This is a genomic window from Rhodococcus sp. 27YEA15 (assembly GCF_049739425.1).
Lineage (GTDB): Bacteria > Actinomycetota > Actinomycetes > Mycobacteriales > Mycobacteriaceae > Rhodococcus_F.
This window is the reverse complement of record NZ_JBMHHW010000001.1, coordinates 2686715-2705962: the sequence shown is the minus strand read 5'-3', so window position 1 is coordinate 2705962 and position 19248 is coordinate 2686715. Positions and strand designations below refer to the sequence as shown.

19 protein-coding genes and 1 riboswitch are annotated in these 19248 nt (G+C 64.7%); of the genes, 12 read left to right on the top strand and 7 right to left on the bottom strand.

Annotation, left to right across the window (positions count from 1 at the left end):
• Positions 1 to 8 precede the first annotated feature (8 nt).
• From ABH922_RS12490 to ABH922_RS12475, 4 genes are all read right to left on the bottom strand, one after another.
• Entirely contained in the window at positions 9 to 1676 is a 1668-nt protein-coding gene (locus tag ABH922_RS12490) for a cytochrome b (RefSeq protein WP_424807219.1), read from the bottom strand.
• Positions 1673 to 2815 (bottom strand): ubiquinol-cytochrome c reductase iron-sulfur subunit, encoded by a 1143-nt coding sequence (locus tag ABH922_RS12485; protein ID WP_424807218.1) that lies wholly within the window; start codon positions 2813 to 2815, stop codon positions 1673 to 1675. The genes ABH922_RS12490 and ABH922_RS12485 overlap by 4 nt, the downstream gene beginning before the upstream one ends.
• The gene (locus ABH922_RS12480; RefSeq protein ID WP_424807217.1) at positions 2812 to 3663 is read right to left on the bottom strand and encodes a c-type cytochrome; all 852 of its coding nucleotides are present in this window, start codon (positions 3661 to 3663) and stop codon (positions 2812 to 2814) included. Before ABH922_RS12480 ends, ABH922_RS12485 begins: the two co-directional genes overlap by 4 nt.
• Positions 3664 to 3727: 64 nt before the next feature.
• Entirely contained in the window at positions 3728 to 4339 is a 612-nt protein-coding gene (locus ABH922_RS12475; protein ID WP_424807216.1) for a cytochrome c oxidase subunit 3, read from the bottom strand.
• A gap of 128 nt (positions 4340 to 4467) precedes the next feature.
• Here ABH922_RS12475 and ABH922_RS12470 point away from each other — a divergent pair, with 128 nt between their 5' ends.
• Entirely contained in the window at positions 4468 to 4950 is a 483-nt protein-coding gene (locus tag ABH922_RS12470) for a hypothetical protein (protein WP_424807215.1), read from the top strand.
• 104 nt (positions 4951 to 5054) lie between these two features.
• Entirely contained in the window at positions 5055 to 6167 is a 1113-nt protein-coding gene (gene trpD / locus ABH922_RS12465) for an anthranilate phosphoribosyltransferase (protein WP_424807214.1), read from the top strand.
• A gap of 8 nt (positions 6168 to 6175) precedes the next feature.
• Here the strand turns inward: trpD and ABH922_RS12460 are convergent, their stop codons facing one another.
• Both ABH922_RS12460 and ABH922_RS12455 read right to left on the bottom strand, forming a co-directional pair.
• Positions 6176 to 6451: an Lrp/AsnC family transcriptional regulator gene (locus ABH922_RS12460; RefSeq protein ID WP_424807213.1), complete on the bottom strand. Its 276-nt coding sequence runs from the start codon at positions 6449 to 6451 to the stop codon at positions 6176 to 6178.
• A 62-nt stretch (positions 6452 to 6513) separates the two neighbouring features.
• Positions 6514 to 8208, bottom strand: a complete 1695-nt coding sequence (locus ABH922_RS12455; protein ID WP_424809657.1) for a DEDD exonuclease domain-containing protein — start codon at positions 8206 to 8208, stop codon at positions 6514 to 6516.
• Between the two features lie 560 nt (positions 8209 to 8768).
• Positions 8769 to 8946, top strand: a riboswitch (cyclic di-AMP (ydaO/yuaA leader).
• A gap of 15 nt (positions 8947 to 8961) precedes the next feature.
• Here ABH922_RS12455 and ABH922_RS12450 point away from each other — a divergent pair.
• From ABH922_RS12450 to ABH922_RS12430, 5 genes are all read left to right on the top strand, one after another.
• On the top strand, positions 8962 to 9543 hold the full coding sequence (locus ABH922_RS12450) for a C40 family peptidase (protein ID WP_424807212.1): 582 nt from the start codon (positions 8962 to 8964) through the stop codon (positions 9541 to 9543).
• Positions 9544 to 9871: 328 nt separating this feature from the next.
• Positions 9872 to 10924, top strand: coding sequence for an NlpC/P60 family protein (locus ABH922_RS12445; RefSeq protein WP_424807211.1), 1053 nt, complete (start codon positions 9872 to 9874; stop codon positions 10922 to 10924).
• A gap of 90 nt (positions 10925 to 11014) precedes the next feature.
• Positions 11015 to 12100 (top strand): hypothetical protein, encoded by a 1086-nt coding sequence (locus ABH922_RS12440; protein ID WP_424807210.1) that lies wholly within the window; start codon positions 11015 to 11017, stop codon positions 12098 to 12100.
• On the top strand, positions 12093 to 12368 hold the full coding sequence (locus ABH922_RS12435) for a hypothetical protein (RefSeq protein WP_424807209.1): 276 nt from the start codon (positions 12093 to 12095) through the stop codon (positions 12366 to 12368). Before ABH922_RS12440 ends, ABH922_RS12435 begins: the two co-directional genes overlap by 8 nt.
• Positions 12369 to 12415: 47 nt before the next feature.
• The gene (locus ABH922_RS12430; RefSeq protein WP_424807208.1) at positions 12416 to 13543 is read left to right on the top strand and encodes a glycosyltransferase family 4 protein; all 1128 of its coding nucleotides are present in this window, start codon (positions 12416 to 12418) and stop codon (positions 13541 to 13543) included.
• Positions 13544 to 13616: 73 nt separating this feature from the next.
• Here the strand turns inward: ABH922_RS12430 and ABH922_RS12425 are convergent, their stop codons facing one another.
• Positions 13617 to 15428: an AMP-dependent synthetase/ligase gene (locus tag ABH922_RS12425; RefSeq protein ID WP_424807207.1), complete on the bottom strand. Its 1812-nt coding sequence runs from the start codon at positions 15426 to 15428 to the stop codon at positions 13617 to 13619.
• Between the two features lie 174 nt (positions 15429 to 15602).
• On the opposite strand from ABH922_RS12425, the gene ABH922_RS12420 reads away from it, so the two are divergent.
• The 5 genes from ABH922_RS12420 (at position 15603) to ABH922_RS12400 (ending at position 19216) form a co-directional block, all read left to right on the top strand.
• Positions 15603 to 15974, top strand: coding sequence for a polyketide cyclase / dehydrase and lipid transport (locus ABH922_RS12420; RefSeq protein WP_424807206.1), 372 nt, complete (start codon positions 15603 to 15605; stop codon positions 15972 to 15974).
• A 94-nt stretch (positions 15975 to 16068) separates the two neighbouring features.
• On the top strand, positions 16069 to 16506 hold the full coding sequence (locus tag ABH922_RS12415; protein ID WP_424807205.1) for an SRPBCC family protein: 438 nt from the start codon (positions 16069 to 16071) through the stop codon (positions 16504 to 16506).
• On the top strand, positions 16503 to 17735 hold the full coding sequence (locus tag ABH922_RS12410; RefSeq protein ID WP_424809656.1) for an ArsA family ATPase: 1233 nt from the start codon (positions 16503 to 16505) through the stop codon (positions 17733 to 17735). The genes ABH922_RS12415 and ABH922_RS12410 overlap by 4 nt, the downstream gene beginning before the upstream one ends.
• Positions 17732 to 18136, top strand: coding sequence for a hypothetical protein (locus tag ABH922_RS12405; RefSeq protein WP_424807204.1), 405 nt, complete (start codon positions 17732 to 17734; stop codon positions 18134 to 18136). Before ABH922_RS12410 ends, ABH922_RS12405 begins: the two co-directional genes overlap by 4 nt.
• A gap of 78 nt (positions 18137 to 18214) precedes the next feature.
• Complete coding sequence (locus ABH922_RS12400; RefSeq protein WP_424807203.1) at positions 18215 to 19216, top strand: ROK family protein; 1002 nt, start codon at positions 18215 to 18217, stop codon at positions 19214 to 19216.
• Positions 19217 to 19248 lie beyond the last annotated feature (32 nt).

Below are 19248 nucleotides of genomic sequence, written 5' to 3'. Positions count from 1 at the left end.
ATGAGGTTCTAGTGGAGCTCTCCACTGGAACCGTTGGTCTTGCCGTTGATCTTGTCCTGGTATTCGCGCAGGATGCGAAGCTGCTCGTGCTCACCTTCGTGGTGTGCGGCTTCGAGTGCTGCGCTCTCCTCGACCGGATCAGCGGTGATCAAGCTGCCGGAGCCGGGCTTACCGGCAACACCGAGCTTGTTCATCTTCTTCGGAACAGCTGCACCCTGGTACTCGAGGGGGATCGGGTGACCGTGCTCGTCGACGGGTCCGAGCGGCTGGTGGATTTCGATGTACTGGCCGTTCGGCATCCGCTTGATGATGCCGGTCTCGATGCCGTGCTCGAGGACTGCACGGTCACTGCGCTGCAGGCCGATGCAGAACCGGTACGTCACGAAGTACGCGATGGGCGGCAGCAGCACCATTCCGATGCGACCGATCCAGGTCATGGCGTTCAACGAGATGTGCAGGTGGTACGCAATGATGTCGTTGATGCACGAGATGGTCAGCACGGCGTAGAACGCGATGGCCATGGCACCGATTGCGGTACGGACCGGAACGTCGCGCGGACGCTGCAGGATGTTGTGGTGTGCATCGTCCTTGGTCAGGCGCTTCTCGATCCACGGGTACGCGATGAGGAGTGCGAATACCAGACCCATGATCAGGGCGACGGCGAACACCGCAGGGATCGTGTAGCGACCGAACAGGTAGATCTCCCAGGCAGGCCACAGTCGAGCGAGGCCGTCCGTCCACATCATGTAGATATCGGGCTGCGAACCGGCCGAGACCTGAGACGGGTTGTACGGGCCGATATTCCACACCGGGTTGATCTGGAACAGACCGCCGAGCAGAGCCAGCACACCGAACGTGACGGCGAAGAAAGCACCACCCTTCATGGCGAAGACCGGGAGGATGCGAACACCGACGACGTTCTGCTCCGTGCGGCCGGGGCCGGGGAACTGCGTGTGCTTCTGGTACCAGACCAACGCGAGGTGGCCGGCGATCAGAGCCAGGATGATGCCCGGGAAGAGCAACACGTGAGCGACGTACAGACGCGGGATGATCAGATCACCCGGGAAGTCGCCGTCGAAGATCATCCAGTGCACCCAGGTGCCGACGATCGGGATACTCATCGTGATACCACCGAATGCGGCGCGCAGGCCGGTTCCGGAAAGCAGATCGTCCGGGATGGTGTAGCCGAAGAAGCCTTCGAACATGGCCAGGATCAGCAGCAGGCAGCCGATGACCCAGTTCGCTTCACGCGGGCGACGGAAGGCGCCGGTGAAGAAGATACGAGCGAGGTGCACGATGATCGACGCGGCGAACATCAATGCGGCCCAGTGGTGGATCTGTCGGACGAAGAGACCACCGCGCACCTCGAAGGAGATGTTCAGGGTGGTTTCGTATGCACGCGACATGGTCACGCCACGGAGGGGCTGGTATGCGCCGTCGTAGACGACGTGGGCCATCGACGGATCGAAGAACAGCGTCAGGAACACACCGGAGATCAGCAGGATCAAGAAGCTGTAGAGCGCGATCTCGCCGAGCATGAAAGACCAGTGGGTCGGGAAGACCTTGTTGATCTGACGACGCATACCTGCGGCGAGGTGATAGCGCGAGTCCATCGCTTCCGCTTGACCAGCTGCGGCAGCGCTGATCTTCGACGGTTTCGTTGTTGTAGTGGTCACGGTCGACGCTCCCAAAATGCCGGGCCGAGTGCTTCGATGAAGTCACCGTCGGCGACCAGAAAGCCCTCTTCGTTCACTGTAATAGGCAACTGCGGAAGTGCGCGAGCAGCGGGACCGAAAATCGGCTTGCCGTAGGTCAGCGCGTCGAACTGCGACTGGTGGCAGGGGCACAAGATGCGGTTGCTCTGCTGTTCGTAGAGCGAGGTGGGGCAACCCAGGTGGGTGCAGATCTTCGAGTAGGCGAAGTAGTCGCCGTAGTTGAAGCTTTCCTGGCCCTTGCGCTTGGTCACGTTCTCCATGTCTTCGGTGCGGAGACGGATGAGCATCACCGAGTTGCGGATACCGCGCAGCGAGGCGAGCAGTGCATGGTCGTCACCACGGTCGGTCTCGCGGAAGGGGAACACCGTTTCCATGGAGCCGGCGTCCAGATCCTCGGGACGAACGAGAACGACGTCCTCGGGGCGACCCGTGTCACGGCGCAGGTAGATGGTTTCGCCCTTGAAGTTCGGGGTCCAACCCGAGACCCACAGGTCGGACTTGTCGCCCTTGGCCCACGGGTTCTTGATGAGACCACCGAGCGGCATGATCATCATGACGCCGAGCGCACCGCCACCGAAGATCAAGCTGCGCTTGATCGCCTTGCGGCGGGGAAGTGTCGAGGTTTCGAGGGAATCGCCCAACTGCGCCACGATCGTGCGCCGGTCCACCTCGGCCGATCCACCGTCGTGGCGATCCTGGATGGACACCTCTTCGGGGATGAACTTCTTGGTGAACTGAACGGCGCCGATACCGAGGCCGAGGATGGCCAGGCCCATGGTCAGACCGATCAGCGGCGTGTACAAGCTGTACTTGCCGTAGTTCTCCTCACCGGCGCCGGCGTACTGCCACGGCCAGAAGAGGTAGATCACGATGAAGGCGATCGCGGAAATGCCGGCGAGCGCGAACCAGAACGCGACGTTCCGCTCAGCTCGCTTCTCGGCCTTCGTTCCTTCTACAGCCCAACGATCACGGCGGTAGACGACGTCGACACCGTCGAGATTGGTACCCAGCTTGACCAGTTCGTCGCGTGACATCGCGTCGAGCTCTTCATCTGTGTACTTCTTTGGCGTATCGCCGCCATGCTGGCCAGCGTCGCTCATGACCTTGCTCCGATCCACAATGCTGCACCGACTACAGCGACGATTCCGACAGCCCACATGAACAGGCCCTCGGAGGCAGGACCGAGGCCACCGAGGCCGTACCCACCGGGGTCCTTCGACTCGCCCGACGACTTGACGTAGGCGATGATGTCCTTCTTCTCCTCGATCGTCAGCTGACGATCGGAGAACTTCGGCATGTTCTGCGGTCCGGTGACCATGGCGGCGTAGATCTGCTGCTCGTTGGCCGGATCGAGAACCGGAGCGAACTTGCCCGAGGACAGTGCGCCACCGCGACCGGTGAAGTTGTGGCAGGACGCGCAGTTGAGGCGGAACAGCTCGCTGCCTCGTGCGATGTCACCGCCACGCAGCGAGGACTGGGAGATGTTGCCGTCCTCGTCGCGAATCACGGTCGGGCCGCCGCCGTTCGCCTGGATGAAGGCACCCAGAGCGTCGGTCTGCGCGGCGTCGAACTTGGGATCCTTGCGCTGAGCCTGGGCTTCGTTACGCGCTGCGGGCATACGACCGGAGGAGACCTGGAAGTACACGGCAGCTTCGCCGACGCCGATGAGGCTGGGACCGCGGTCCTTCACGCCCTGCAGGTTCGCGCCGTGGCACGTGATGCAGGAAGTGTCGTACAGCTGCTTGCCTTCTCGGATCAGCGCTGCAGAATCGTCGCTGGCGGTCGCAACCTGTGGAGCCGGGGTCAACGCCGAAGCGAGGAAACCTGCGCTGAGCAGTCCCATCATCAGAACGAGCGCACCGGTGACGCGCCTGCGAACCTTCCGCTGGCGACGCGTCTTCGCGGCTGCTGCCGTTGTATCGGATGTGGGAGGGGGGGATGAACTCATCTGTATCCCTTTGGTATGTCGGGACGGAACTGGACGTCAGGGGCTGCCTGTGGCGTACAGCTGATTAACGGATGAAATAAATCGTGGCAAACAGCGCGATCCACACGATGTCGACGAAGTGCCAGTAGTACGAGACCACGATCGCTGCGGTGGCCTGGGCGGGAGTGAACTTGCTGACCCTGGTACGTGCGATCAGGAAGACGAAGGCGATCAGGCCGCCGATCACGTGCAGACCGTGGAAGCCGGTGGTCATGTAGAACACCGATCCGTACACGCTCGAGGAGAAGGTGGTACCGGTGTGCACCAGGTGGTAGTACTCGTAGCCCTGGCCGAACACGAAGAACGTGCCCATGGCCAAAGTGATGAGGTACCAGCGGCGAAGTCCGAAGACATCGCCGCGCTCAGCCGCGAAAACACCCATCTGGCAGGTGAACGACGATGCGATCAGCACCAAGGTCACCGGCACCGCCAGATACAGGTTCAATTCGGTTGGCTCCGGCGGCCAAACCCCATTCGCCTGGGCTCGTGCCACGAAGTACATGGCAAAGAGCCCTGCGAAGAACATGAGCTCACTTGACAACCACACGATGGTGCCAACGCTGACCATATTCGGCCGGTTCAGCGAGTGCACGCGTTGGGTGATTGCCGATCCTGAAGTCCCTACTGCGCTCGTCACAGACAGAAGTATGACGCTTCGTCGTAAGAGACGGCCACTCGGGTCCGTCATCGGCGCGTCGTTCGTCCCGAGTTCTCGCGTCGGAGCGGCGAATGCGCTGGTGGCGTCGTCGGGAATATGCTGACGCGATGGCAGCTGCACACCAGAGTAGACCGTGGTTCCTGAGAATTTTCGGCACCAGGCGTCCGCCGCCCCTCGATCGCAGTCGATCGGATCTCGAGATTGTCGCGTCGGGTTTCGACGACGTGGAATCGTGCTCGTCCGCGCTCGAGCGCGCCGAGTCCGGGGAGCCGCGTTGGCAGGCGAGCGCGCAAGTCGTACTGCGCCACCATCTCGACCTGCCGGCTGCCGCCGTGCTGGACGCCGAGCGGACAGTGGCGCAGGACGGATACGCACGCTCGGTGACAGTCGACGTCGTAGCGGGGGCGGGTGATTCGGTGCGGGTGATCTTCGAGCGGGTGCAGATTCTCGACGCCTTGCACTGCTCGCAGGAGCGGTCCCGGATGGCGGGTCTGGCGCAGCGGCTGGGCGGTTCGGTGTCAGGGTGGGACGCATTGCAGTTGCCCAGCGACGGCGGCCCTTCCGGCCGCCGCGACCGCCGGGATCGGTGAACAGGGTCGATTCGGCGACGCCGGCTGCGCACTGACTAGGCTGCGAATGTCAGATTCAGCTCTACCCAATCAGCACGACCCACCGAAAAGGGGACCGAGGGACGATGGCCGGCACCGACGCAACCACCGCCGTGAACACCGACGCGAGCGACGTGGTGCGGTCCTGGCCGATGATTCTCGGGCGCCTGACCGACGGTGTCGACCTCTCGTCGGCCGACTCGCAGTGGGCGATGCGCGAGATCATGTCCGACAACGCAAGTTCCGCGCAGATCGCGGCCTTCGGTGTCGGGTTGAAGATGAAGGGTGAGACTTCGGCCGAGCTGGCGGGTTTGGCCGCCGCGATGCTCGCGCATTCACGGCCCGTTCCGATCGACTCCGACGTCGTCGACATCGTCGGCACCGGTGGCGATCGTTCCAACACGGTCAATATCTCGACGATGGCCTCGATCGTGGTGGCCGCGGCGGGTATTCGTGTGGTCAAACACGGAAACCGGGCAGCGTCTTCCAAGAGCGGCGGCGCCGACGTCCTCGAAGCGTTGGGCGTGCGCATCAACCTCGGTCCCGAGCAGGTGGCTCGTTGCGTCGAGGAGGTCGGGATCGGTTTCTGCTTTGCACCCGTCTTCCATCCCGCGCTGCGCTTCGCGGCAGTGCCCCGAAAGGAGATCGGAATCCCGACGGCGTTCAACGTCCTGGGACCGCTCACCAACCCGGCACGGCCCCGCGCCGGACTCATCGGGTGCGCATTCCCGAAGCTCATCTCGGTGGTGGCAGGAGTGCTTGCCGAGCGGGGCAATTCGGCTCTGGTCGTTCGCGGTGACGACGGGCTCGACGAGCTGACCACCTCGACCACCTCGACGGTCCACATCGTCGCCGGCGGAACGATCCGGACGGTCACGCTGGATCCACGGGATGTGGGTATCGCCCGCGTTCCGCTCGAGGAGCTCCGTGGCGGCGACGCCGAGGCGAACGCGGCCGTGGCGCGGACGCTGCTCTCCGGACAGTCGGGACCGGTACGCGATGCGGTGCTGCTCAACGCGGGCGCGGCTGTCGCGGCGTTCAACGGTGTGGGGGACAACCTCGAAGAGGCGATCGCCGCCGGGATCGCGACCGCCGCTGCCGCCATCGACAGCGGGGCCGCGGCCGGTCTCCTTCACCGGTGGTCTGCGTTGACCGCGACCCTGACCGAAGGTTCTCGACGGGGCGCTGAAGGTTCCTGACGGGGTGGCTATTCGCCGAGCGAGAATCCGGCTTCGACGTCTGCGCTGGAGAACGACTGGAAGGCGATGTGCGTAGCCGTCTTGACGACGCCGGGCACCTTGTTGATTCCGCCGGTGACCACGTCGGCGATCTGAGCGTGGTCTCGGACCTTGACGATGGCGATCAGATCGACGTCGCCCGCGCAGGAGTAGACCTCGGTGACCCCGGGAAGGTCGGCAACGGCCTGTGCGGTCTCCGGTATCCGTGCGGATTCGGCATCGATCATGACAATGGCGTTGATCATTTCTCTCCTCGTTTTCCGGGCATCTGGAAAACGAGCTTAGGCGTAGGAGAGTGCGGCGCCTGTCACTGATGTTCCGATCGGCTTCCGGCCCGGGCGAGTCGACACCAGTCCTCCCAGCGGCCGACGCCGTTGGACGGTTCGCCGTAGCCGGAGGTCGTCTGCACGATTCGAACTCCGTCGGATGCGAGCCACCTGGCGGTCAATCCGAGTTCCTCGGGCGGTGCCCCGCGAAACGGGGTGGCGTCCGGGAAGACGGTTTCGGCTGCGGCCGTGATGGCGTCGACCACCGGCATCGGGTGTGTCCCGCGGCGAGCGATCCCGGCGGAGGCCAGGCGCCCGGATCGGATGACGGCCAGTTCCCAACCACCGTCCTCCGAGGGGCGGGCAGCGACAAGTTCGTCGATGGACGCCAGTGCCGCGAGTCGTTGGGTCCGCCGGACCGAGGTTCCTACTGCCGCGGTTCGGTCGCGGAGCCGCGCGGCGGTCTCGAAGAGCGCGGCCTCGGCCAGTTCGGTGATCCGATCCTGCATTCGCCGGAGTGGCCCGTCGTGGCGTCCGTGAAAGAAACCACGGACGTCGTCGACGATCGGCTCGTACTCGGTTTCGGTGACGTCCCCACCGCGTAATGCCGGACATGCCCCCAGCTCCCGAGAAGGGCACCTGGGCCCGTGTACGGAGCCGCGCGGGATCCGCTTGGTGCACGTGCGTAGACCGGTGAACTGGGCGACGGTATCGGCGACTTCCGCCGCATCGGTGCGGGAGGTGAACGGGCCGACGGAGGTCGACGAGGCCGTCCGCACGACGGACAGGCGTGGAAATGCCTCGTCGGTGAGCGTTATCCACCACCCGCGTTTGGGGAACTTCGATCGCCGGTTGTACGGCGGTGCGTGGGCGACGAGTAGCCGAAGCTCACGCACGCCTGCCTCGAGCGCGTGCGCGCACTCGACATGATCGACCCGGGTGGCCAGGGCGACCATCTCCTTCATGCGGCCGCGGGTTTCCGAGCCGGTGAAGTAGTTGCGGACGCGTCGGCGTAGATCGACGGCCGTGCCGATGTAGAGCGCCTCGTCCGACGGTCCTCGGAAGATGTAGACGCCGGGCGTTCGAGGCAGGCCGGCGGCGAAAGATCTCTTTGCTCGCTGGTGCGAGGAGACGTCGGGGAGGTAGTCGACGAGTTCGCTGTAGCTGTGCACACCCTGATTACCCACACGGTCGATGAGACCGTGCAGAACGTCCACGGTGGCCCGTGCGTCGTCGAGAGCACGGTGTGTCGGTTGTGTGGATACCCGGAAGAGCTGGGCCAGGGCCGAAAGTTTGACCGACGGTGCCTCGTCGCGTGTGAGGACTCGCCGGGCGAGTTTGACGGTGCACAGCACCCGGAACGACGGCCACGGGCGGGCACTGCGTGCAGCTGCCGCCTTGAGGAATCCGATGTCGAATCCGGCATTGTGGGCCACCAGTACCGCGCCGTCGGCGAACTCGAGGAAAGCTGGCAGTACCCGCTCCATCCGAGGCGCCCCGATCAACATGGCGGTGGTGATGCCGGTGAGCTCGACGATGTAGGGCGGGATCGGCCGCCCCGGATCGACCAGGGTGGCCATTTCACCCAGGACCACGCCGCCTCGAATCTTGACCGCACCGATTTCGGTGATCGAGTCCTGCTCGGCGCTTCCCCCGGTGGTTTCGAGGTCGACGACGACGAACGTGGTCTCGCTCAGTGGGGTGTCCAACTCGTCGAATGTCAACTGCCGGCCCACGGCCTCGAGGGCGCCGGTCGTGAACGGATGGGGTGACGGGTAGTCGCCGGCCGACGCTGGTTTCACAGCGCGCACGTTAACGAGTGGGTCCGACAGATTTCGTAATCGACTGCGGCGAGTGAAACCGACAATCCGAGCCGATCATCGTCGAAGAGACGAGGATCACATCGGATTCGGGAACCGGGTTCATTGGTTGCCCACTCAACTACTCTGCCGCGCCCGCCATCGGCCGGGTTTGCGGGGATCCGGTGCGCGACTCCGGATTCGGACCTGCAGGTCATTAGCAGTCGGAAGGATCTCGCTGAACAGCAACAAGGCGTGGAATGTCCTATTTTGTCGACACTGTGGGTACGCCGGAGGTTGTCGGGTCGACCGCATGTGACCAGCCGGTAACAAACCTGCCGTTATCGAGCTGTGACCGTTGAGGCGTACTCGGGCGCGGCGGAGGCGAATTCCACCAAATCCGGCCCGAGCGAGCGGCTGCAGTCGACATTGCCGCGACGATTTCGTAACCTTCCTGAGACCTAACGAAGTCTTGCCGGACCAAACAGGATCGGCATCGTCAGGAACCGCCTAATCGAGATCTCCGTGAGGAACTCGAACCGGGAACCCAAGTTTCCACTGGGGTGAATCCCGTTTGGGGCGCGGCCGCACCATCGCCGTGAACCACTCGGGTAGGGCTGATCTTCCCAGCCCGAACCCGTCAGCTAACTCGGTCGGCGGATGAATGGAAGAAATGGAGCACCCCTCAACGTGGCGTCACAGAATTTGAAGCGTTCCGCGCAGCTGGCAGTTGCCGGAGCGCTCGCAGTCGGAGCCTTCGCGGCAACGGCAGCACCTGCCTCGGCAGACCCCATCACCATCCCCGGTGTGGGCACTTTCGACATCCCGGGCGTTTCAGCGTCGCAGATTCCCTTCATTCCGGGTGTCACCGACAACATTCCCGGCGTCAACTCGGCCGGCCCGGCCGCGCCGGTCGCACCGATCACGTCCTCGCTCGGCGAGCGGGCCGTGCAGGCCGCTCAGACCAAGCTGGGCGCACCGTACGTCTACGGCGCTGCCGGCCCCGACGCATTCGACTGCTCCGGGCTCGTTCAGTGGGCGTACAAGCAGGCCGGTCTGAACTTGCCGCGCACCAGTTACGACCAGGCTGCTGCCGGTGTTCCGGTTGCGCAGTCGGACCTTCGGGTCGGTGACGTGATTTCCTTCTACGGCGGATCGCACTCGGGAATCTACGCCGGAAACGGAAACGTCATTCATGCCTCCACCGCCGGACAGCCGGTGAAGTTGGCGCCGGTGTCGTCGATGCCGTACGACGGCGCGCGTCGCTTCTGAGCTGTTGTACATGCGGTAACGGTTCGGTGACACCGGCCGTCACCATCTGCCGCCAATGGCGGTGGAGCTCGGGGGGAGCTCCGGATCTTCGTGCCAAGTGGGCCTCGAATCATGGATTCGAGGCCCACTTTCGTATTGATCGAACATCCGTCCTCGAGCTCACCCCGAGACACCTACCCGCGAGTAGACACGATATGGTGGCCCTTCCGTAATCTTATCGAGACATTGCCTGGGGCAGACAGGTACTGTAGTTAGTTGACAGCCAGCTAACAGAGGGTCGACCTGTTCGTGGTCGGCATCGTTCCGCCGAGACCGAGAGTTGCATTCCGTGGTTTCACCGAAGAAGAACAGTCGTCTACGTGCCGTGGTGGGGGTGGGTGCCCTCGCTCTCGGACTTGTGGTGTTCCCCTCGATTCCCGCCGGGGCGGACCCGACATTTTCCACTCCGACGGAGGCGCTCGATCGGCTCGGGGAACTCTCGCGCGCCTCGGAGCAGACGAACGAGGCGTTACACAACGCTCAGATCGATCTCGATGCCAGGCAGGCGGCTCTGGCGGACGCAGAAGACCGGGCCGGGGCGGACTCCGCGAGACTGGCTCAGGCGTCCGAGCAGGTGGCGGCCGTCGCGCCGGCGGTAAATCGTATTGCGACTGCCAACTACAAAGGTGCCCGCACCAACCGTCTGTTCGCCCTGATGATCAGTGACTCGCCTCAGCAGCTACTCGATCAGATGTCGGCGCTGGACGTGATCTCGAATGACGCCGCAACGCAGGTAGCACAATTCACGCGGGCCACCGCCGATGCACAGGCAGCCGCCGAGGCGTCGGCGCGATCGGCGGAGGAGGCCAGGGTCGCCGCGGAGCAGGCCAGGGTCGTCAGCGACGACCTCCAGCGTAAGCAGAGTGAATTGCAGACGCAGATAGCCGATGTCACCCGCGCGTTCGAGAACTTGACGGACGCCGAACGCTCGCAGCTGAACGATTCGTCCTTTCCGCCGGGCACCGATCTCAGCAAAATTCTAGCTAACTTGACGCCGGGCTCCGGCGCCGCTGCGCTCCAGGCCGGACTGACACGCATCGGTGATCCCTACGTGTGGGGCGCCACCGGCCCGAATCAGTTCGACTGCTCGGGTTTGGTGGTCTGGGCGTACCAGCAGATCGGCAAGACGCTCCCGCGTTCGAGTCAAGCCCAGGCTCAGGGTGGAATACCGGTTCCCCGTGACCAGTTACAGCCCGGTGACGTCGTGACCTTCTACAGCGACAACTCGCACGTCGGCATCTATGCCGGCGACGGAAACATCCTGCACGCCTCCACGTTCGGTGTGCCGGTCAAGGTGCAGTCGATGGAAGGCATGCAGTTTTCCACCGCCAGGCGTTACTGACGAGTGATCCGGACCGGCGGAGGACGGACGCGGGGCCCGGGAGCCGGTCCGCCGCAACTACCGGGCACCGACTCTCCTAGACTCGGCGACGTGCCGGCGGACCTCGAAACCACAGACGGAGTCGGCGCCGGCAGCAGGCGTAGGTGGGAGTATCCGGCACTGGTCGCTCTCGGCGTCGCCGTAGCTCTGGTACTGGGTCTGACTTTCGTGATGGCCAATTCCGACCGGTCCTCGGACGCCGCCGCAGAGCAGGCGCACCGCGAAGCACAGGTTCGGACTTTTCTGAACTCGCTCGCCGTCGCGCAGACGTCGAACGACCAGGACGCGATGGCGGCGCTGGTCGATCCGGGAGCCGTGCCGGGTGTGCTCGAGGCCGAGACACGTCGTATGACGGCGTTGGCACAACTGAAGTTCTCGGACTGGGGCTACGACGTACCGGCGGGTGCTCTGACACAGGAGCCGGCCACGGGGGCGCCCGCCGCAGACGAGGAGATATGGCACGCCCGGGTACTGCTGCGGTACGCCCTCGCCGATGTCGATTCCAGCCCGACGCGCAAACCTGTGTCGATGGTGTTCAGTCGCAGCGGCGACACCTGGCTTCTGCTGGTGAACGGTGCGACGGTGGGCCTGGACGCGGCCCGTACGCCCGGTGAGTCGTGGCACGGGCCCTGGGAGTTCGGGACCGTGGTGACGGCGCGGAACTCGACGGGCCACGCCCTGGTGATCGGCCACCCGGCCGAGAAGAACTTCGTCGAAGCACTGGCAGCGGACCTGGACGAGGCAATCGCCAACACGACCGAACTCTGGGGTCCGTGGTGGTCGGAACGCGTGGTGGTGATGGTGGCCGGCTCCGCCGAGGAGTTCACGGCGCTGGTGGGTCAGCATCACGACGGGGCGTCGATAGCTGCGGTGTCGGTCTCCGACGCTGTGACGCCGGGGTCCGGCGAGGTCAGCGGGCAGCGGGTGGTGTTCTCGCCCGCGGCCGCATCCCGACTGACGTCGGTGACGCGGAAAAGCTGTGCTGCGGCACGAGTTGGTGCACGTGGCAGCCCGCTCGCAGACGAGCGACGGATCTCCGATGTGGGTCTTGGAAGGATTCGCCGAGTACGGCGGCAATCGTGGTTCGGGTCGGGCCTCGAGCGAGATCGCGCCCACCCTGGCGGCCACCGTGCGTGAGTCGGATCCGCCGACTGCCTTCCCGTCGGATTCGAAGTTCTCCGGGGTACCGGTGGTCAGCTCACTCGCGTACGAGGCGGCGTGGTCGATCAACGCGTCCGTTGCAGACCGATTCGGCCAGGCGCGCCTGGCGGATCTGTACCGGGCGCTGGCCACCGGCCCCTCTACCGACGCGGAAGTCGACCGTCGCACGCGCGCGGTACTCGGGGTGGGTATCGACGACGTCAGGCTGGGGTGGATCGACTGGATGAACAGCCATCTGGGTTGAACCGACCTTCCCTCGGGTGCATCTCGCCCGTGCCCTACGGTGGACGGATGCGTCGGACCCTCTTGGTTACCAATGACTTCCCGCCCAGGCCGGGCGGTATCCAGTCCTACCTCCACACGTTCGCGAAGCATTTACCGGCCGACAAACTCGTCGTCTACGCGCCTCGCTGGCGTGGCGACTCGCACAAGAAGTTCGACGCGGCCCAGCCGTTCGAAATCGTTCGGCATCCGACGACGTTGATGCTTCCGACGCCGCTCGTCGCACGTAAGGCGGCGAAGCTGGTGAAAAAACGCGACTGTGAGTCGGTGTGGTTCGGTGCAGCTGCGCCCTTGGCAGTGATGGCGCCCGCTGTCCGGCGTGCCGGCGCGAGTCGCGTGATAGCGAGCACGCACGGGCACGAAGTGGGGTGGTCGATGATTCCCGGGGCGCGGCAGTCCTTACGGTTCATCGGCGACCACACCGACACCGTCACTTTCGTCAGCAAGTACACCCGAGGCCGATTCGCGGCTGCCTTCGGTGCGCAGGCCGCGCTCGAGCATCTACCGTCGGGCGTCGACACCGATGTGTTCCATCCGGATTCCGCTGCCCGCGAGGAACTGCGGCGCCGATACGGCCTGGGGGAGCGGCCCACGATCCTGTGTCTTTCCCGGCTGGTGCCACGCAAGGGCCAGGACATGTTGATCAAGGCTCTTCCGAAGATCCGCGACAGTATCGACGGTGCCGTTCTCGTGATCGTCGGGGGCGGGCCGTTCGAGGACCGCCTGAAGGAGTTGGTGGTCAAGACCGGCATGTCCGATCACGTGGTGTTCACCGGAACCGTGCCGGCCGCGGAACTGGCGAGCCATCACACCATCGCCGACGTCTTCGCCATGCCGTGCCGTACTCGCGGTGGCGGACTCGATGTCGAAGGACTCGGAATCGTGTATCTGGAGGCGTCGGCCACCGGTGTCCCGGTGATCGCCGGACGTAGCGGAGGCGCTCCGGAAACCGTGCAGCAGAACAAGACCGGCCTCGTGGTCGACGGAACGTCGGTTACCGACGTTGCCGCGTCCGTCATCGAGATTCTCTCCGATCGTGATCGTGCTGCCGCGATGGGTGCGGCAGGTCGGGAGTGGGTCGGAGCCGACTGGAAGTGGGATACCCTGGCGGCGAAGCTGCAGGTTCTGCTCGGCTGAGGTGGGTGCCTCGATCGACAACCAGGCCCGGTACCGAATTCGGTACCGGGCCTGCTCTGTTCGGGGTAGCTGCCTAGTTGGCGTAGATCTTCTCGATGTCCCCCGCGAAACTGGTGTGCACGACGTTGCGCTTGAGCTTGAGCGTCGGCGTGAGTTCGCCTGTCTCCTCGGTGAAGTCGACCGGAAGAATTCTGAACTTCTTGATCGACTCCGCATGCGAGACCAGTGTGTTCGCCTTGTCGATGGCGTCCTGGATGTCGCCCACCAAGTCTCCGTCGGTGACCAGATCGGCCGCGGTGGTTCCGGAAGGCTTGCCGTGGCGCTCGTTCCATGCCGGTAACGCGTCGGCGTCGATGGTGATCAGTGCGCCGATGAACGGTTTCTGATCACCGACCACGATGGCCTGACTGATCAACGGGTGCGCGCGCAGTGAATCCTCGAGCTGTGCGGGTGAGACGTTCTTTCCGCCTGCGGTGACGATGATTTCCTTCTTGCGACCGGTGATCGAGATGTAGCCCTCGCTGTCGACCGAGCCGAGGTCACCGGTGTGAAACCACCCGGACCGAATGGATTCGGCGCTGGCCTTCTCGTTACGCCAGTACTCGGCGAAGACGACCGGACCGGACAGCAGGATTTCACCGTCGTCGGCGATCCGAACGGAGTTACCTGCCAACGGCTTTCCGACGGTTCCGATCTTCTGGGCGCCGATGGTGTTGACGGCGAAGGCAGCCGATGTCTCGGTGAGCCCGTAGCCCTCGTAAATGGTGATGCCGATGCCGCGGAAGAAATGACCGAGGCGAGGACCGAGTGGAGCGCCACCGGAGATCGCGAGTTGGCACTGGCCGCCGAGCGCTGCTCGCAATTTCGAGTAGACGAGCTTGTCGAAGAGGGCGTGCTTGGCCTTGAGCAGGAGGCCGGCGCCGCCGGTGTCCTGGGCCTGGCTCCATGCCACGGCGGCGTCGGCGGCGGCGTCGAAGATCTTGCCCTTGCCGTCGCCGTGCGCCTTGGCCTGCGCACTGTTGTACACCTTCTCGAACACGCGTGGCACGGACAGGATGAAGTCCGGCTTGAACTCCGCGAACGTGGGAACCAGGTTCGGGATGTCGCTGGTGTGACCGAGCACGGCACCGGCGTCGAACGACGCGACGCTCACTGCTCGGGCCAGCACGTGGGCCATGGGCAAGAACATCAGGGAGCGCACGCCCGGGCTGGCCAGCAGTGTGCCGAGGTTCGACTCGAGGATGCCCTTCGATTCGGCGATGAGGTTCGAGTGAGTCAACTGGCAGCCCTTGGGGCGGCCGGTGGTTCCCGAGGTGTAGATCAACGTAGCCGGATCGGAGGCCTTCAGGGCCGCGACCCTGGCCTGTACCTCCTCGTCGGGAACGTCCGTGCCCAGTGCGGTCAATTCGTCGATCACACCGTGCCCGCCCGGCGACGCATCGATCTGGTAGACGGTGCGCAGCGACGGGGCGGCGTCGGCGACGTCCTTGACCGTTGCGGCATGTTTGTCGTTCTCGACGATCAGAATTGCGGCGTCGGAGTCCTCGAGTATCCAGCGAACCTGCTCGGCCGCCGACGTCTCGTAGATCGGGACGGTGACGCCGCCTGCCGCCCAGATGGCGTAGTCGACGAGCGGCCACTCGTATCGAGTGGCCGACATCAGGGCCACACGATCACCCTGTTGGACACCGATGGCTATCAGCCCCTTCGCTACCGAGGTAACGCTTGCTGCGAATTCGCCGGCGGTGACGTCGAGCCACCCGGATCCGACCCGACGGGTGTAGACGACAGCAGCGGGCTTCGTTCTCGCGTGGGCGAAGACGGAGTCGACTGCCGACTCGTCTTCGGAAATGGTGAACGTCTTGGGTGCGCTGTACTCAGGCACTGAATACCTCCCGACACTGCGAAATACTGGCGAGTAGGTTTTGACTGCACTCACTGTAGCCGGAACCGAGGCCTCGGTGTGGCCGGGCTTACAGTCCGATCGAGAATTCGATAGCTCCGCCACTGACCGGCAACCGATCGCCGCCGCCGACGCCGAGTATGTGAAGCTATCGACGTGAGCAGTATTCAGGTCGCAGACCAGACATTCATCGCGGCGTCGCCCGAGCGGGTGGCCGAACTGTTGGCCCCGCCCCTCAAATGGCGGCGGTGGTGGCCCGATCTCCGACTCGACGTTCGTGAGAACCGCGGGGAGGCCGGCATTCGCTGGGGAGTGGGCGGCGCGTTGGACGGCACCATGGAGGTGTGGCTCGAGCCGGTCATGGACGGGACTGTCGCGCATTACTTCCTGCACGCCGAGCCGCCCGCCGGATCGAATCTCGATCTGGTGGCGGCGAACCGTCGACGTCGGGTCGGGGGTAAGGCGATGTCCTTCGAACTCAAGCGGGAACTCGAAGCCGGACGCGAAGCCGGCGTCGCGCCGGCCTGAACGTCGCCGCAACAGCAGTGTCGACATTGTGTATTGCCGTGTCGATCGTGTGTGATGGGAACCGGAAGTTCACGAGGGAAGGACACGTAGTCGGATGGCCGAGAAGACCAAGGGCTTGATCAGCATCGACGCACCAGCCGATGCAGTGATGAGTGTGATCGCCGACTTCGAGGCGTACCCGCAGTGGGTGTCCGCCGCCAAATCGGTGTCGGTGTTGGCCGTCGACGCCGACGGCCGCGCCGAACGAGTGCGATTCGTGCTCGACGCCGGGATGGTGAAGGACACGTACGAGCTCCGGTACTCGTGGGCGGCGGACGGCAACGCCGTGTCGTGGGAACTGGTCTCCGGTGAGATTCAGAAAGCTCAATCCGGTTCGTACACACTGGAACCGGATGCCAAGGGGGCAACGAAGGTCACGTATCAATTGACGGTCGACCTCACGATCCCCATGATCGGGCTGTTCAAGCGCAAGGCCGAGAAGATCATCACCGACACCGCCCTGAAAGAACTGAAGAAGCGAGTCGAGGGCTGAGCGCCACCGACCACGTAGGACGCTCGCGCCTGCTCCTGTTCGTCGGCAAGGGCGGTTCGGGCACGACCACGATCGCCGCGGCAGCTGCTGTGGCGGCGGCGGAGCGGGAGCGGGTACTGCTGGTCTCGACTGATCCGCTACGCACACTGGCCGGCGTTCTCGGGGTCGGACCGCTGGAACAGGTCACCGCGATCGGGAACAACCTCGAGGCCTGGCAGATCGACACACTCGCTCTCCTGGAGAACGGTTACCGGGGGTGGTCCGATCTGATCGGTGCCGCCGGTGTTCACGAACACGGCGCGCAATTCGAGTCGTTGGAGCCCGAAGAGCTCACCGGATCGCTGGGAATCCAGGACATCCTGGGACTGGCCGAGATCGAGCGGGTCACGACGTCGGGCGACTACGACGTCGTGATCGTGGACTGTTCGGCCGCCGGGCAGGCGTTGTCCGTTCTGGCGGCACCGGCGATGACCGCGCAGTACCTCGAACGACTCTGGCCGCGGCATCGCAGAATGGTGGCGCTCGGTGGCGCGGACGTGCGACTGATGGTGCTCGTGTCGGTGGTGGAGCGGATCGTGGTGGCTGTCGAACGAACAGCGGCATTGCTGACCGATCGTGCGACGACGTCCGTCCGCCTGATCACCTCTGCCGAGGGTGTGGCGGCAACCGCGACCCGTATGACGCTGTCTGCCTTGTCGCTTTCGGGTCTTCGAGTCGGTGCAATTGCAGTCAACGGCGTTGTCCCGCAGTTCGATTCGGGTTCCTTGCCATCGGCGGCGGATCAGTGGACGGCGTCGATCCGAGCGCGTCAACTCGGTATCGTCGACGCCTTGCGGGAGAACGTGGGCTGCGTTCCGGTCGTGACCGTCGAGCAGACCGCGCTCGAGCCGGTAGGGTTGGACCGGCTACGAGAGATAGCAGAAGCCCTGACTGGTGACTTCGGTGTGGGGGCCGATGCCGGTGACGATTCGACGCGTGCGAGCGTGAGGCTGGAATCGGGTTCCGGGGTCGAGTCGGTCTACGTGTTGCGGATGTATCTTCCGCTCGTGGATCCGTCGTCGTTGTCGTTGGGTCGGGTGGAGGACGATGTGCTGGTGGGAGCGGACGGGGTGCGTCGTCGCGTCCGACTGGCCTCGGTGTTGCGTCGGTGCATCGTGAGTGGGGCAGAGTTGACCGGAAACGACCTGATCATCCGATTCGAACCTGATCCGGCGGTGTGGCCGGCATGAGTGAGGAACACGACCGTCTGCTCGCCGAGTTCCGCGAGCTGGCGGAGTCGGTGATGATGCGTATCGAACCGATGCTGCAGAGCGCCGCCGGAGCGCCGAGTGCACACGGTTCCGCTGTCGGCGACGACTCGAAGGAGTTCACCGGATGCAGCTGGTGTCCGGTCTGTGCTGTGGCCGCCCTGGTGCGCGGTGAGAATCACGAGCTGCTGGCCTTCCTCGCCGACCAGGTGCGCATCGTGCTCGCCGCGCTTCGCCGATTCCTCGACGAATACCTCGGCCCGGCGAGTTCGCGACGAGGTCCGGAGCCGGATTCGACGCCGCCTGGTCCGGCGGACTCCAACGCCGCCGGCAGTTCGCGCACCGGGACCTTCGTCCCGATCGCGGTGACCGTCAAGCGTTGAGCAGGTACCCCGAGTGCGCAGAACCGTCGTCGCCGAGCACAATCGTCACAATGGTCACCGACAGCAGGCAGTGCTGACATGAGCGGGCGCCGCGGGCGTAGCGCCACCGGCAACGAGGCCGACGGGATTCTCACGATCGGTATCGACGTGGGTGGGACGAGCATTCGCGCTGCCGTCGTGGACGTCGACGGGCAAGTACTCGACGTGGTCCAGGCTCCGACGCCCAACTCGGCGCGCGCGCTCGAGGACGGACTGGACCGAGTGGTTCGCACACTGGTGAGCCGACATCGGGTGGATGCGGTCGGATTGGCGGTAGCCGGGTTCATCACGTCCGATCGCACGTCGGTACGGTTCGCGCCGCACCTGCCGTGGGTGGACGCCCCGGTCGGTAGCGATCTCAGCGCCAGGCTCGGACTTCCGGTAGTGCTCGAACACGACGCGAACGCGGCAGCGTTCGCCGAACATCGCTTCGGCGCGGCGGCAGGCGGTCGTAACGTGGTGATGGTCGCCATCGGGACGGGAATCGGTGGGGCACTTCTCATCGACGGCGAACTCTATCGTGGCAGTCACGGCGTCGCCCCGGAACTCGGGCACATTCAGGTGGTGCCGGATGGCCGGGCCTGCGCCTGCGGCAAACGTGGCTGCTGGGAGCGATACTGCAGCGGAACCGCACTGGTCGACACGGCGATCGAACTTCTCGCCGCCGATCCGACGGCGTCCACGTTGCTCGCTCGGGAGGTGGCCGTGGATCCGGGCGCGTTGACCGGTCGTCGGATCGCCAACGCCGCCCAGGACGGTGATCCCCTCGCTCTGGCCACTCTCGCGGAATTCACTCGATGGTTGGCCGTCGGGTTGGCCATGGTCGGTGACGTCTACGATCCCGATCTCGTCGTGATAGCCGGCGGCGTGGCGAGTTCGGCACCGCTGTTCCTCGACGACGCTCGTGATCAGTACGCCACCCTGCTGACCGGGGCGCGGCATCGGCCGCTTGCCCGGATACGAGTCGCCCAACTCGGTGAGGCAGCGGGAATGGTCGGTGCTGCGTCACTGGCCCGTGAGGTGGTCCCCGATCGCGGGTAGTTCGGCTCGCGGGCAGCCCGGCTCGGGATTGT